We start from the raw sequence: 12,950 nt of genomic DNA, 5'->3' as shown, positions 1-12,950 counted from the left end.
TTTTAATTAGTTATAAACAATTTTAATATAGATTTACATATTAATTATAGCGAGGCAACAAAAAAAGGGTTGAAGCTGAGCTTCAACCCTTTTCTCTGTTGCATGGTGCCGAGGGGGGGATTCGAACCCCCACGGAATTTCTTCCACTGCCCCCTCAAGACAGCGTGTCTACCAATTCCACCACCTCGGCCTGAGGTGTTCTGCAAAGAACGTCTCGGTGAAGAAGTGTTTACAAGTCTTGGCGGAGGTTTGCAAGATGTTTTTTGAAATAATTTAAATTTATTTTTAACTGCTTTTTACGAATGAAATCGCCGTGTTTGGCAGCCTGAAAAACTGATACTCAGCCCTGCATCACAAAGCTGCTGCAGAAGCTCTCCGGGCTTTAAATCGGATCATGGCGCATTACCGCAAATCCGCTCCACGATTAGCTGCTTATGTATTCTTAGGCCAAGTCACAATACGCAGGCTATCTGCTATGCAGAAAACGAAACAGAATGCTCACCTTTCAAATTTCAGATTGATGATGGGAACTGACAATTTGATTTGAAGCGTTTATAACCGGAATTCGCTGCTGTCAGCCAAAGGCCCAGTAGGAAGCTCGCTTCAAGCCTTAGGGATATGGATAGCAGAGATAGATAATCCACTTTGGAATCCCTTCAAATGCCTTAAATGCATTTTTGCGAAGTAAAGGAAATAGCCAGATAAAAAAAGGGTTGAAGTCTAAACTTCAACCCTTTTCTCTGTTGCGTGGTGCCGAGGGGGGGATTCGAACCCCCACGGAATTTCTTCCACTGCCCCCTCAAGACAGCGTGTCTACCAATTCCACCACCTCGGCTTGAGGTGTTGTGTTCAAAGAACGTCTCAACGAGGAAGTTTGTAACGATCTTTAAACTTATTTGCAAGCTTTTTTTGCAAATAATCGCTCATAATATTTAGGTTTTTTCTTTCGAAAGCACCCTCTTATTCAGATGGTGCCGAGGGGGGGATTCGAACCCCCACGGAATTTCTTCCACTGCCCCCTCAAGACAGCGTGTCTACCAATTCCACCACCTCGGCTCTGAAATATGAGCTGTATATATTAAAGAACTGTACTCAGTCTTTAAAGACTGTTTAAAAGCTACTCAGCAGATTTCTTTTCAGGAGCTGCAGCAGGTTTGGCTGCAGGCTCTTCAAAAGTGACCGCCGGCTTTTCCACTTCGGGGGTGACGATCGTATCGCCTTCCAGCATGATGGAATCATCAGAGATCTTGTTGCCGGAAAGAACGTTGTAGCTAAGAGAGGTAATCAGAAAAACCGCAGCCAGAAATGCCGTGATTTTAGCCAATGCTCCGCCTGCTCCGGTACTTCCGAAAACAGACCCACTTCCTCCGCCGAAAATTACCCCCATGTCTTCCTTGCCGCTCTGCAGGAGAACGAAAATGATTAGAAAAACACAGGCGATAACGTGTACAGTAATTACGAGCGTTTGCAAAGCTTTTTTTCCTTTTTTTTACACCGGGATTTGGACGTAGTCTTAGGCCAGCGCGATCTGGCTGAAACTTTCGCCCTCCAAGCTCGCGCCTCCTACCAGTACACCGTCCACATTGTCAAGTGCGATTATCTGGGCGCAATTCCCCGGCTTTACACTTCCACCGTATAAGATACGAATTTCACTGGCTTTTTCTGGAAAAATATTTTCCAGTTTTTTTCTAACAAAACCATGAGCCTCGACGATTTCATCCTCTCCGGCAACTTCTCCCGTCCCGATTGCCCAGACAGGTTCGTAGGCAACCACAACTGTCTCAGGAACAAAATCAGCGGGAACATCTTTGAGACCGGCTTCAAGCTGCCTGTCTATGACCTTCTGAACTTCTCCAGCCTTGCGCTCATCAATGGTCTCACCGATGCAGAGGATCATTGAAAGTCCGTTGGCAAGACCGAAAGCGACCTTCTCTCCGACCAATTCATCGGTTTCACCGATGATGGAACGGCGTTCGGAATGTCCGGCAAGAGCGTATGTGCAGCCTACATCCTTGAGCATAGCGGGTGAAATCTCTCCGGTAAATGCGCCCTGCTCCGCAGGATAAAGGTTTTCAGCGCTCAGGGAGCAACCCGCATTGCCTTCAAGCACTGCACCAACGGTTGCCAGAGCAGTATAGGGAGCGGCAATAACGACTTCACGGTCTTCGGGAAGCTTGCCTTTTATCCGGCTCACAAGTTCTTCCGCGGTTGCCTTGGCTTCAGCGCGGGTTTTATACATCTTCCAGTTTGCTGCCATTAATTTCTTCATCAGCTGTTCTCCTTGAGTGCCTTGAATGCGGGAAGTTCCTTGCCTTCGAGAAATTCAAGGAAGGATCCGCCACCGGTGGAAATGAATGTGAATTTGTCCTGAAGCCCGGCCTGGTGGACAACAGCGTCGGTATCTCCGCCGCCTACGATGGTTGTCGCATCATCAAGGTCGGCCATGGCCTGGCAGACTTTGAGGGAACCTTCGGCAAAGGCCGGTTTTTCAAAAAGTCCCATGGGACCGTTCCAGACGATGGTCTTCGATGCTTTTATGACATCGCAAAAGTTCTTAATTGTTTCAGGACCTATATCAAGGAGCATCCCGTCTTCAGGGACATTGCCGCCGTCGCATACGCCTTTGGCTGTTTCTATGTCGGTTCCCCAGACGAAATCCACAGGCAGATGCAGGGTTGTTCCGGAGGAAGCAGCCTTTTCCATGATTTCCTTTGCAGTATCCACAAGGCTTTCCTCAACCAAGGATTTGCCGACACCTTTGCCCTGCGCAAGCAGGAAAGTGTTGGCCATGGCTCCGCCGATGATGAAATCATCAACCTTGCCGATCAGATTGTTGAGAATTCCGAGCTTGGAAGAGACCTTTGCACCGCCGGAAACGGCAATATAGGGTTTTCTGGGAGCCTTGAGGGCTTCGCCGAGATATTCCCATTCAAGCTTGAGCAGAAAACCGGCACAACTTATTTTGGCAGCGTAAGGCACGTCCACGACAGAAGCGTTGGGACGATGAGCCACGCCGAAAGCATCGTTTACATAAATATCGGCAAGATCGGCGAGTTTTTTACCGAAATCACCCCTTTCTTCAGGTGTTTTGGCCTGTTCTTCGGCATGAAAACGCAAGTTTTCAAGCATCATGACCTGTCCGGGTTTCAATTCGGAGGCCATTTTTTCAACCTCGGGACCGATGCAGTCAGGAGCCAGGGGGACTTCCATTCCGAGGTATTCGCCAAGGCGCTTGGCAGCAGGCTTGAGGCTGAGGGACTCGACCCTTTTGCCTTTGGGTTTGCCCAGGTGGGCCATAACGATAACCGAAGCACCTTTTTCCAGAATATACTTGAAGGTGGGGACAGCGGCCTTGATGCGGTTGTCGTCAGTGATGGTTTCGCCGTCCAGTGGGACGTTGAAATCAACTCTCATCAGCAGTTTTTTTCCTGCAATGTCAAGTTGGTCAATGAAGCGCATGATCACTCCGTGTTTGCTGTTTAAATTGGTTAAAGCCGTCAGAATTCCAAGTCATAAAGATGGGCGTCTTCCCTGGTGTCGGGATAATAATTCTTCCTGATTCCGACTTTTTCAAAGCCCAGACTTTCGTACAGCGCAATAGCCGGATGATTACTTTCCTTTACATCCAGCAAGCCTCTTTTGATCTCCATTTCCCTGCACTTCTGCAATAACGAAAGCATCAGTGCCTTACCAATTCCCCTTCGCCTGAAGTCCGGGTGCACCCCGAGATTCAGGACTTCCATTTCATCCAAAACTGTAGAATAGGCCAGATAACCGACGAGCATTCCGTCCTTCTCGCAACCTAGCACCCGGAATGCCTTTCTCTCAAGTCCCAGCTTGAACTGATCTTCCGACCACTGGTAGGCAAAGCAGGATGCCTCCAGAGCCCTGAGTTGAGAGATATGTTCTATACCCAATTCCAAAATTTTATGCATGCCGGTGGTGACTTCCATGTTCTTCATAAATATAGTGAGGCGATGACGCATGCGTTGCGAGGATCGTTTCAAATCGACTAAAACCCATTACACCCGATTCCGGCAAATTGAAAGAACACCTGATGTATAAAACAAATACAGACTCAAAAAAAGCTAAAAAACAAATAAGTCTTATCGAAGTCGTAGACAGCAGCGACCTACCTCTGACCAGCATGGAAATAAAGGAAGTACACCGTCAGTCACTGCCCCACCGATCAGTTATAGTTCTCGTTTACGATGCCGATGAAAAACTCTACCTGCAGAAAAGAAGTGCGTCCAAAAGGCTATATGCCGGACGCTGGGACGTTTCCGCCGCAGGACACGTATATGCAGGTGAAGCCAGATTCGATGCGGCCCTTCGCGAACTGAAAAATGAGCTGGGCATCACGACCGGCGGACTCCGCAAGCTGAAAACTATAAACGCAAGCGCGGAAACCGGTTACGAATTCATCAGTATCTATATTCTGGAAAAAACAACTGCCGCCCCGGTTCCCAACCCGGATGAAGTCGAATCCGGATATTTCTATTCAAAAGATGAACTGGAATGGCTTATCGGGGAATACAGGGAACTGCTCACCCCGGCGCTTGTTTTTCTCCATGACCAGGGATTGCTGTACTCGTTCAGATAGAATCTGCAGCGGATTTCAACAGCACGCTCAGCTTTTCATGAAGTCCGGGTCCGGCGGCAAGAATATCTGGAGCAAACAGGTCAAACCCGCCACCATCGTAACGGGAAATACGCCCTCCGGCCTCTTCCACCAGCAGCCACCCGGCAGCCATGTCCCACGGCTTCAGACTGCTCTCGTAATACCCGTCATACCTTCCGCAGGCCAAATAGGCCAGGTCAAGCGCGGCAGCACCTGGACGTCTCACTCCCTGAGTGGCCAACAGCACGCGACGCAGTGCGGCACCGATGAAATCCACATGCTCCTCGATGGCGTAAGGAAATCCGGTGGCAATCAGGGAATCCTCAAGATTCTCGCATTCGGAAACATGAATGGGGTTTCCGTTCATGAAAGCTCCCTCTCCTCTTATCGCGGTGAAAATTTCACCCAGCAGCGGCAGATTCACTATTCCGAGAACGACCTGCCCGTTTTCCCAGAGCGCGACAGAGGTAGCCACAAAAGGAAGACCGTGCGCAAAATTAGTGGTTCCGTCCACCGGATCAATTATCCATGTCTGAGCGGAAAGAGGAGCGTTTCCGGATGATTCCTCGGCTAGAAAGGTACTGTTCGGCAAGATTTCTGAAAGTTCTGCTTTAAGAAATCCCTCAACAGCAAGATCCGTTTCGGTAACAAGATCAATCCTGCCTTTGTGCCTAATCTGGCGGGGTTTGCGGGAGTTCTCACGGATGATTTCTCCGGCCTCGAGAACTGCTTTAACGGCCTTTTCAAGTAAATTTTTCATAACAGCGGCTAGTTGATGTATACCTTTTCGAAGCCCTTGTCCTTCTGCAGACTCATACCCGTTCCGCGGACAACCGTTGTAAGCGGGTCATCGTCAATAATGACTTTGAGGGAGCTTTCCCGGTTGATAAGAACATCAAGCCCCTTGAGCAAGGCTCCGCCGCCTGCAAGGAGCAGTCCGTTATCGGCAATATCAGCCACAAGTTCCGGCTGTGTCCGCTCCAGAGCGACGCGCACAGAATGTACGATTGCCGCGACCGGGTCGGCTATGGCTTCCCTTATCTGGGCATCGTTGACCTCAATAGATTTCGGCTTGCCGTCTATAAGGTTACGGCCGGAAACGGTCATGGTCAGCGGCTCGGGAAGCTCTATTGCCGAACCGATCTGTATCTTGACCTTTTCCGCGGTATTTTCACCGATCAGCAGTTTGAACTCATCCTGAACGTAACGCATGATCGCGGTATTCATTTCGTCCCCGGCAACCCGGACCGACTGGCTGTGAGCAATTGATGAAAGAGTGATCACCGCCACTTCGGTGGTTCCGCCGCCGATGTCGACAACCATGTTGCCCTCTGGCAGATCAATACCCAGCCCGGCTCCGATTGCCGCAGCCATGGGCTCCTCAATGAGCCGGACTTCGCGTGCGCCGGCCTGTTGCCCGGATTCTATAACCGCCCTCTTCTCAACCTGTGTTATCCCGGTCGGAACGCAGATAACAATCTTCGGCTTGACGAGGTTTCTGCCCTTTATCGCCTTCTTGATGAAGTAGGCGATCATCTTCTTGGTAACTTCAAAATCGGCTATTACACCGTCCTTCATGGGACGTATGGCTCTTATCTTATCCGGGGTTCTGCCCAGATATTCCTTGGCTTCCTTACCCACCGCTATAACCGACTCATCGCGGGCATCAAGCGCTACAACCGAAGGTTCATTAAGAATAATACCGTCTTTGGGGGTATATAATAAGGTGTTGGCTGTTCCGAGATCCATGGCAAGATCCTTGCCCAGAAAACTCATTAATTTAGCCCAGATCATGTTAACCTGCCTATCTGTCGTTTATCAGAACCGGATTTGATTTGGCCGGACTCACCTTTTGCAGCGCGCTCCGAGCCTCGGCCAGTTTACTTTTCAGTGATAGATTCTCAAGAAATTGATTCAGGTATTCAGATACCATAAACAGAAAATCCTTCAAGTCATCATCGATCCTTTTCGGATTTTCATTGGCAAGGACCAGAACTCCGCGTGTCTTGCGCTGAAAAAACAGCGGCATGCAGATAACACTCAAAAAATCGCGGGTTGTCGCACTTGCGCCCAGCAGACTGCTTGAGGCCTGCCCGACTCCGTTTTCCTCAATGAAAATAGGTTCATTGTTTTTATATACCCAACCGACAAGTCCGCTGCCCAGCGGGTATTCCATGGTCTTGGAATCACCCCTGAGCAGTATCTGGCTGTTTTCCCCTTCCACATAGAAAGAAGTTCCGCGTGGGTCCAGCACGGTAAGAAAGACATGGGAAAAGCCGCTGCTTTCAGCTGTCATGTCCAGAAGATTATTAAGGAAGGAATTCCACTTGGGCTGTCTCTTCCTCAAATCGTGCAGCAGCTTCAAGGTTATGAAATACTCGTTTTTACGGCCATCGGCGGCCACGGACCGGATGCAGGAAAGCATGGACGTAATCAGCTTCCCGAACTGGGAAAGAATCTTCAGATCTTTTGTACTGAAGGAATAAGTGCGTTTGCTGTCAAGACAGATGGCCCCCATGGACTGCTCCAGAGGAGTGCCCATGAACGCCTTTACCTTTTCCTCCACTCTTGTTTCATAATAGCCGAGAGTGGTGGAACCCTTGCGATCCATGTTGTTTATGAAAAGCGGCTCGTTCTTGCCGACAACTATACCCGCAAGGCTTTTCTTCTGCAACGGTGTTCCGGTCTTTGAAACATCGTCACCAAGACTGAAATAATTGGCAAGAGAGTATCCGTGCTGACCGTCCGGCAGATACAATACTACTGTATGAGCCTCGAACACATTGCAAACAATGCTTAAAATGTTAATCAGAATTTCATTTCTGGGCATGGTCTATTTGGTCCTGCATTCAATAAAGTAGTCGATATTCCGGTTATATGTTTTTTCCTGCTCAGCGGTGAAATAGCAGGCGGGAAGCTGGTCCTTCCCACGGTGATACGCTACGCATTCGCAGCAGTTTCCATGTCTTGAACAATTCGAATAGGTGCACGGGCAGTTGTTTTTTCCGCTGTTCTGGCGAGCACAGAGACCATCACTCATATATGAAAATCCTCATCTATTTTTAATTGAATATATCTTTTTTCCGGCAAATGGAAATCCGTATCATTCTTATTTCAAAGAAGCTGGACGGTCAACAAGTAGAAGATTTGACCGAAGTTATTTTTTACCAGACCATTTTTTGCTCTACATGGTCAATCTTCAGCAATTCTGAAATATTCATGCTGGCAAAGTCTGACATGCTCATGATCATCATTTGATTACTGTTTTCTGAAAAAAACATGCACATTCTATACAAAATCTAGAAAATTTGTGTTGTAATTAGTCGCAGTTCGGGATATCCATAAACATTGAAAGATGATATTATACGGTTGAGAATCAGCCGGTCGGGGGACATTGATCCGGTGCAAAACCGGAAAGCAGGATGGAAATATGTGGCAGGATGCGTTTTCCAAGTACACGGGTGTTGCCTGTGATCCGGAAGCAGAAAACCGTGAAGAGAAATATAATCTCAATTCTCTTGAAGGTTTACGGTTGTTTCTGGATCACGTCCACATTAAAAACTGCCTGCTTCGTCCCTACTTTGAACAAAAGAAGGAATACCCTCTTGTAGATTCCAGGGAATTGCTTCCTTCCTTTGAAGTTGATTTATACGAGTACAAAAAACTACCCGGCTTCAGCATGGTCGCCCTTGAGCGGCCGCTGAACTATTTTCAGGAAATATTCCAGTTCGACATCCTGCACAATCCTCGGCTTCTTGATCAGGCGGCCACGCCTGATGCATGCCCCCTTTTTGAATCCATCCGCAGGGCCAACATCGAAACCTTTGAAAGCAGGCTCCCTAAAAGATCACACAAGGATTTTCAGGAAGAATACGACGACATCGATATTTCGGACATTGATAATTACGAAAAGATAATTCCCTACCTGCTGGAAATAGAGCGTGCTCACGTAATGGCCAGGGACAATTCCGGGAAATTCTACCTTTCCGGGGTATTCGGTTCTTTCCCTTCCGACCTTGATACCGAACTCAAGCGCTTCGGCATCCAGATCGGCAAATTCAAGCCGGGCGACAACCTGCTCTACGAATACAACAGGCTGTTTGTGTACAACTATCTGATGGAACTGCACGGATTCCCCATTGTTTCGGAGCGGCGCACCTCCTCAGCCCTTTTTGCGCGCAGACTGTTCCGGATGGGTGAAAAATTCATGGTCCGGGTTCTCGGTCAATCGGACAGGACCATTACCTCACTGTTTTCCCACCACAACGCCAAGCATTATCCACGGGTGGAAAAAATCGCTCTGGTACAGGTCAGCCCGGAAAACAAGGAAACCATAGCCGAGCTTAAAAAAGGCGGATTCTTCGTTGATGAAAAACGTCTGGTGGTAATCCTCAAAGTCAAATACCGCCAGCACAAGTTCAACCTTGAAAACGTCCGTGAAGACAGAGCCCTTTCGGTCTACCGTCAGGAAGTAATCCATCCTTTGACAGGAGAATTCTCAACCAGCTTCAATGTGATCAAGGATCCTTCAAGCATGACCCTGTTGCTCAACGACATTGTACGCGGAGAGTATAACGGGTCCATTGTCTACAAACGCAATGAAATTATTGAAGATACCGAGACTCATGAAAAAAGGCTCAAATTTCTGTTCGCCTGGCTTTCAAAACATCAGCGCAGGATAATCGGCTATTCCGACGAATTTTACTCCGGTGTTGTCAAGGTTATGGACAGCTACCTGCTTGCACCGGATAATTACGATCCTTTCAACGAGCTTTCAGACATCTATCAGGAAGTCTGGTCCAAATACAGTTACATCCAGCAGGCCCGCAAACTCAAAACACTTGAAGACCTGAAGGAAAGGAAGTATCGGGGTAAAACCATTTCATACCTTGAAATGCTTAAGCTGATGATCGGAATCCTTAACGATCTCAAATTTGAAATCGTAAACTATTTTGACAGGCTGGTTGAAACCACCTTGAAGATAGGCGATCGGGTGCTCAATGATTCCTACCTGCGTAAAAAATATGTTCTGAAACATGATGAAGAACTGACCGAATACGGAATGAAAATAAAGAAACTGTACGGCAGACTGGTTGTCATACTTGATGAATTCAGGTCCATCCGCAAAAGCCGTTCCCTTTATGAAGACGGGACCAGCATAAGCGGACTGGTGTAAATAACGGATTTGTTATCCGTGCAGGGGCACGGTTACATCCACGATTATACGGAGTTAAAAAAATGTCAGCATTGCGCACAACGCCTCTTACCGAATGGCACCGCGAAAACGGAGCCAAGCTTGTTCCCTTTGCAGGATTCGAAATGCCTGTGCAGTACAAGGGAATTATAGTCGAACATAAACAGACTCGCGAAAAAACCGGTGTTTTCGATATCAGCCACATGGGCGAGTTCAAACTTTACGGCAAGGGCGCCAAAAACGCTCTGAACAAGCTGGTGACCCAGAACCTGGACACCCTGGCTCCGGGCAAGTGCCGCTACGGTTTTCTGCCGAACGACAAAGGCGGAGTTCTCGACGATCTGATCATCTACTGCCTCGGGGAAGATTCATACATGCTGGTTGTAAACGGAGCCTGTGAAGAATCCGACTTCAACTGGATTGACTCGCACCTGCCGGACGGCCTTGATTTCGATAACGTATCCTATGAAACCGCAAAAATAGACCTGCAGGGCCCCATGGCTCTGGATGTTCTGGAATCCGTTTTCGGCCGCGATTTCAAGCATCTTAAATATTTCAATTTCGAAGAAACAGAATTCGATGGGTACGGACTGATCGTCAGCCGGACCGGATATACCGGTGAACTCGGTTATGAATTCTATCTTCCCGCAGACAAGGCTCTCTCCCTGTGGGAAAAACTGGTCGCGGATGAACGCGTGGAGCCCATCGGACTCGGCGCCCGTGACACCCTGCGTCTTGAATGCGGCTACCCCCTCTACGGGCAGGATCTGGATACCGAGCATAATCCCCGTGAAGGCGGTTACGGTTTTCTGCTTCCTGCTGATGCCTACACAGATGTAAAGGAAATACTCATTCCCTTGAGCATTGAAGGTCGCCGTTCCGCTCGTCATGGAGACAAGGTCCTGCTTGACGGCAAAGAGGTGGGCGTTGTTACCAGCGGTTCTTTCTCCCCGACCCTCGGCTACTCCATCGCCCTGGCTTATGTAGCTGCCGATGCAGCCGAAGCCGAAGTCTTCACCGTACAGGGAGCAAAAACCAGCCTTGAAGCCAAGAAAAGCGAACTTCCTTTCTATAAGGAAGGAACCGCCCGTAAAAAAATTGCTTAGTGTTATGACTGAATTCTGACTTCAACAAACCCCGTCGCAAGTTACCGCGGCGGGGTTTGTTTTTGGCTCTGAATGGAGGATGTATCATGTCCGTGAAATTGCTTTTGTCCGCTTTAGCGTGCATCCTGCTGCTTTCCCAGCCGGTTTTCGTTCAGGCCGGATTCATGCCCTACGGCAGAATTTTCAAGGCCACGCAGGACGACAGATCGTACATCACCCAGGCCCATGACAGCAGGCTGCAGCTTACCCTCCATAAAACCCTTCTTTTGGATAACCCGTCAACACTTCTTGAAATCAGCAGTTATGTATTTCTGGGGCACGGTTTTCTGGTGGGAGAAGTCGGCAGCGAAGCAGAGCGCGAAAATCTGATTAATAAAGCGAAAACTATCTCAGAACTTTCAGGGCTCAGCTACTTTCTCCCACTGAAAAGCGAAACGGAAAACAAGACCGGTTCTACCCTTGAAATAAAATTGAAGGGAATTTTCGAACCGGACTACCCCGCTTCCAAACTGACCATAAAAGTTGTTCAGGACACGGTGGTTGTTATGGGCGTTCTTCAGTCCGATGAGCAGGAGCAGGTTTGCGACAAAATCAGACAGATCTCAGGTTCAGATAAGATAATCAATTTTCTGCAGGCCCCGAAGTCGGGCGAGACAAAAAGAAAACGCATACGGCCCTTACGCAATCTTTTTGAGTAATCCGTAAACAGACAAGTACGCCAGATTGACCTATACAAGACCCCCGGATATCATTTCCGAATGAACAAGCTTTAAACAAAACCAGGCCTACCGGTATCTGCACTGCCGCTTTCCGTCTTTCGGAAGGAGAGCAGAAAATATAAGTATTCAACCATGAATATTGAGGTTTTGTTATGTTTAATGCACTAAAAAGAATTGATTCCCGCCCCCTGCCCTTTGAAATATATTCCTCCCCGGACCTGTGGACCGATGACCACATTTCCGCTCAAATGCTCAAGTATCACTTGAACCATACTGTAGACGCGGCCTCTCGCAACCATGAATTCATTTTAAAATCAACTAATTGGATAACAGATCATTTCAATCTCGGACCCGGTAAAAAAATTGCTGATTTCGGGTGCGGCCCGGGTCTGTACGCAACTGCTTTGGCGGAAACCGGAGCAGAAGTAACCGGTATTGATTTTTCCGCCAGCTCCATTGCCTATGCTCGCAAGGTTGCGGAAAATAGGTCTTTAAAGATCAATTATGTCACCACAGACTATCTGAATTACACCACAGACAAGAAATTCGACCTCATACTAATGATAATGTGCGACTTCTGCGTACTGAGTCCGAAACAACGCAGGTCCATGCTGCACAAATTCCACTCCATGCTGAATCCGGGAGGATGCGTCCTGCTGGACGTCTTCTCGATAAACGCATTTACCGGTCTGGAAGAAAAACAGATGTTCGGAAAAAATCTTATGGATGGATTCTGGTCCCCCGGAGAATATTACGGGTTCATGCACAGGTTCAAATATCATGATGAAAAGGTAATTGTTGAAAAATATACTATCGTAGAGGAAAGACGCACGCGCGAGATTTTCAACTGGTTTCAGTATTATCATTCTGAACAACTGACCGAGGAATTCCGCCTTGGAGGATTCTCCAGATCCGTTTTATACGCTGATGTGGCAGGATCTTTGTTCCAAAACGAGAGTAATGAATTTGCGGTTTGTGCATATAAGTAGCTTAAATAATTAAGCAGAGGCATTCTGAGCATATCAGGATGCCTCTGTATAAGCGCTAGCGACGCATATTATGTCTATTTGCCCAGAATTATTAAATTTACCGACATAATCAAACAGACGTTCATAAAATTAATGTTTTATTCAAGCATGTTAAGTAAGCACGACCTTTCCTGCCTTTAACATTAACAACGCAACTCAATTCTTCCCGCCTTATTTTGACAATTCAGACATAAACATCAATTTAGTTTAAGAAATAAGCACGTTAAGGCGTTCATATCTCATTGTGCAAAGAATGACATAAATCGAATTGTGCCATTAACA

The 12,950-nt window shown here is 47.7% G+C and carries 13 protein-coding genes and 3 tRNA genes; 5 read left to right on the top strand and 11 right to left on the bottom strand.

The window, feature by feature from the left end; translation table 11 throughout:
* Positions 1–103 precede the first annotated feature (103 nt).
* The 7 genes from ACKU4E_RS03920 to rimI all read right to left on the bottom strand — a co-directional run bounded on the left by ACKU4E_RS03920 (position 104) and on the right by rimI (position 3,935).
* A tRNA-Leu gene (locus tag ACKU4E_RS03920) sits at positions 104–190 on the bottom strand.
* Positions 191–748: 558 nt separating this feature from the next.
* Positions 749–835, bottom strand: a tRNA-Leu gene (locus ACKU4E_RS03915).
* Between the two features lie 134 nt (positions 836–969).
* Positions 970–1,056: transfer RNA gene (locus ACKU4E_RS03910), tRNA-Leu, on the bottom strand.
* A gap of 61 nt (positions 1,057–1,117) precedes the next feature.
* Positions 1,118–1,471, bottom strand: a complete 354-nt coding sequence (gene secG / locus ACKU4E_RS03905; protein ID WP_320169781.1) for a preprotein translocase subunit SecG — start codon at positions 1,469–1,471, stop codon at positions 1,118–1,120.
* Positions 1,472–1,513: 42 nt separating this feature from the next.
* Complete coding sequence (tpiA, locus tag ACKU4E_RS03900) at positions 1,514–2,269, bottom strand: triose-phosphate isomerase (RefSeq protein ID WP_320169780.1); 756 nt, start codon at positions 2,267–2,269, stop codon at positions 1,514–1,516.
* Complete coding sequence (locus tag ACKU4E_RS03895) at positions 2,269–3,459, bottom strand: phosphoglycerate kinase (RefSeq protein WP_320169779.1); 1,191 nt, start codon at positions 3,457–3,459, stop codon at positions 2,269–2,271. The genes tpiA and ACKU4E_RS03895 overlap by 1 nt, the downstream gene beginning before the upstream one ends.
* Before the next feature lie 38 nt (positions 3,460–3,497).
* Complete coding sequence (gene rimI / locus ACKU4E_RS03890; RefSeq protein WP_320169778.1) at positions 3,498–3,935, bottom strand: ribosomal protein S18-alanine N-acetyltransferase; 438 nt, start codon at positions 3,933–3,935, stop codon at positions 3,498–3,500.
* A 122-nt stretch (positions 3,936–4,057) separates the two neighbouring features.
* On the opposite strand from rimI, the gene ACKU4E_RS03885 reads away from it, so the two are divergent.
* Positions 4,058–4,603 carry an NUDIX domain-containing protein gene (locus ACKU4E_RS03885; protein ID WP_320169777.1) on the top strand — a complete coding sequence of 182 codons (546 nt, stop codon included), beginning with the start codon at positions 4,058–4,060 and terminating at the stop codon, positions 4,601–4,603.
* Here ACKU4E_RS03885 and ACKU4E_RS03880 read toward each other — a convergent pair.
* Genes ACKU4E_RS03880 through ACKU4E_RS03865 form a run of 4 tightly spaced genes read right to left on the bottom strand, consistent with a single transcriptional unit; the run spans position 4,596 to position 7,661 of the window.
* Complete coding sequence (locus tag ACKU4E_RS03880) at positions 4,596–5,381, bottom strand: inositol monophosphatase family protein (RefSeq protein WP_320169776.1); 786 nt, start codon at positions 5,379–5,381, stop codon at positions 4,596–4,598. The genes ACKU4E_RS03885 and ACKU4E_RS03880 overlap by 8 nt on opposite strands.
* An 8-nt stretch (positions 5,382–5,389) precedes the next feature.
* Positions 5,390–6,415 carry a rod shape-determining protein gene (locus tag ACKU4E_RS03875; protein ID WP_320169775.1) on the bottom strand — a complete coding sequence of 342 codons (1,026 nt, stop codon included), beginning with the start codon at positions 6,413–6,415 and terminating at the stop codon, positions 5,390–5,392.
* A 10-nt stretch (positions 6,416–6,425) separates the two neighbouring features.
* The gene (locus ACKU4E_RS03870; protein WP_320169774.1) at positions 6,426–7,451 is read right to left on the bottom strand and encodes a GAF domain-containing protein; all 1,026 of its coding nucleotides are present in this window, start codon (positions 7,449–7,451) and stop codon (positions 6,426–6,428) included.
* Positions 7,452–7,454: 3 nt separating this feature from the next.
* On the bottom strand, positions 7,455–7,661 hold the full coding sequence (locus tag ACKU4E_RS03865; RefSeq protein ID WP_320169773.1) for a DUF6485 family protein: 207 nt from the start codon (positions 7,659–7,661) through the stop codon (positions 7,455–7,457).
* A gap of 390 nt (positions 7,662–8,051) precedes the next feature.
* On the opposite strand from ACKU4E_RS03865, the gene ACKU4E_RS03860 reads away from it, so the two are divergent.
* From ACKU4E_RS03860 to ACKU4E_RS03845, 4 genes are all read left to right on the top strand, one after another.
* Entirely contained in the window at positions 8,052–9,797 is a 1,746-nt protein-coding gene (locus ACKU4E_RS03860; RefSeq protein ID WP_320169772.1) for a hypothetical protein, read from the top strand.
* Positions 9,798–9,859: 62 nt separating this feature from the next.
* A complete protein-coding gene (gcvT, locus tag ACKU4E_RS03855) occupies positions 9,860–10,921 on the top strand; it encodes a glycine cleavage system aminomethyltransferase GcvT (protein WP_320169771.1) in 1,062 nt (353 codons plus the stop codon).
* Between the two features lie 86 nt (positions 10,922–11,007).
* Complete coding sequence (locus ACKU4E_RS03850; RefSeq protein ID WP_320169770.1) at positions 11,008–11,619, top strand: hypothetical protein; 612 nt, start codon at positions 11,008–11,010, stop codon at positions 11,617–11,619.
* Between the two features lie 173 nt (positions 11,620–11,792).
* Positions 11,793–12,629 (top strand): methyltransferase domain-containing protein, encoded by an 837-nt coding sequence (locus ACKU4E_RS03845; RefSeq protein ID WP_320169769.1) that lies wholly within the window; start codon positions 11,793–11,795, stop codon positions 12,627–12,629.
* Positions 12,630–12,950: the final 321 nt, after the last annotated feature.

It is taken from the genome of Maridesulfovibrio sp. (genome assembly GCF_963677005.1).
Lineage (GTDB): Bacteria > Desulfobacterota > Desulfovibrionia > Desulfovibrionales > Desulfovibrionaceae > Maridesulfovibrio.
This window is presented reverse-complemented; position numbering and strand designations above follow the sequence as displayed.

Excerpts from the sequence above, each read along its gene's own strand:
- tpiA (WP_320169780.1), bottom strand. The coding sequence starts at position 2,269 with ATGAAGAAATTAATGGCAGCAAACTGGAAGATGTATAAAACCCGCGCT.
- ACKU4E_RS03895 (WP_320169779.1), bottom strand. The coding sequence starts at position 3,459 with ATGCGCTTCATTGACCAACTTGACATTGCAGGAAAAAAACTGCTGATG.
- rimI (WP_320169778.1), bottom strand. The coding sequence starts at position 3,935 with ATGCATAAAATTTTGGAATTGGGTATAGAACATATCTCTCAACTCAGG.
- ACKU4E_RS03885 (WP_320169777.1), top strand. The coding sequence starts at position 4,058 with ATGTATAAAACAAATACAGACTCAAAAAAAGCTAAAAAACAAATAAGT.
- ACKU4E_RS03880 (WP_320169776.1), bottom strand. The coding sequence starts at position 5,381 with ATGAAAAATTTACTTGAAAAGGCCGTTAAAGCAGTTCTCGAGGCCGGA.
- ACKU4E_RS03875 (WP_320169775.1), bottom strand. The coding sequence starts at position 6,415 with ATGATCTGGGCTAAATTAATGAGTTTTCTGGGCAAGGATCTTGCCATG.
- ACKU4E_RS03870 (WP_320169774.1), bottom strand. The coding sequence starts at position 7,451 with ATGCCCAGAAATGAAATTCTGATTAACATTTTAAGCATTGTTTGCAAT.
- ACKU4E_RS03865 (WP_320169773.1), bottom strand. The coding sequence starts at position 7,661 with ATGAGTGATGGTCTCTGTGCTCGCCAGAACAGCGGAAAAAACAACTGC.
- ACKU4E_RS03860 (WP_320169772.1), top strand. The coding sequence starts at position 8,052 with ATGTGGCAGGATGCGTTTTCCAAGTACACGGGTGTTGCCTGTGATCCG.
- gcvT (WP_320169771.1), top strand. The coding sequence starts at position 9,860 with ATGTCAGCATTGCGCACAACGCCTCTTACCGAATGGCACCGCGAAAAC.
- ACKU4E_RS03850 (WP_320169770.1), top strand. The coding sequence starts at position 11,008 with ATGTCCGTGAAATTGCTTTTGTCCGCTTTAGCGTGCATCCTGCTGCTT.
- ACKU4E_RS03845 (WP_320169769.1), top strand. The coding sequence starts at position 11,793 with ATGTTTAATGCACTAAAAAGAATTGATTCCCGCCCCCTGCCCTTTGAA.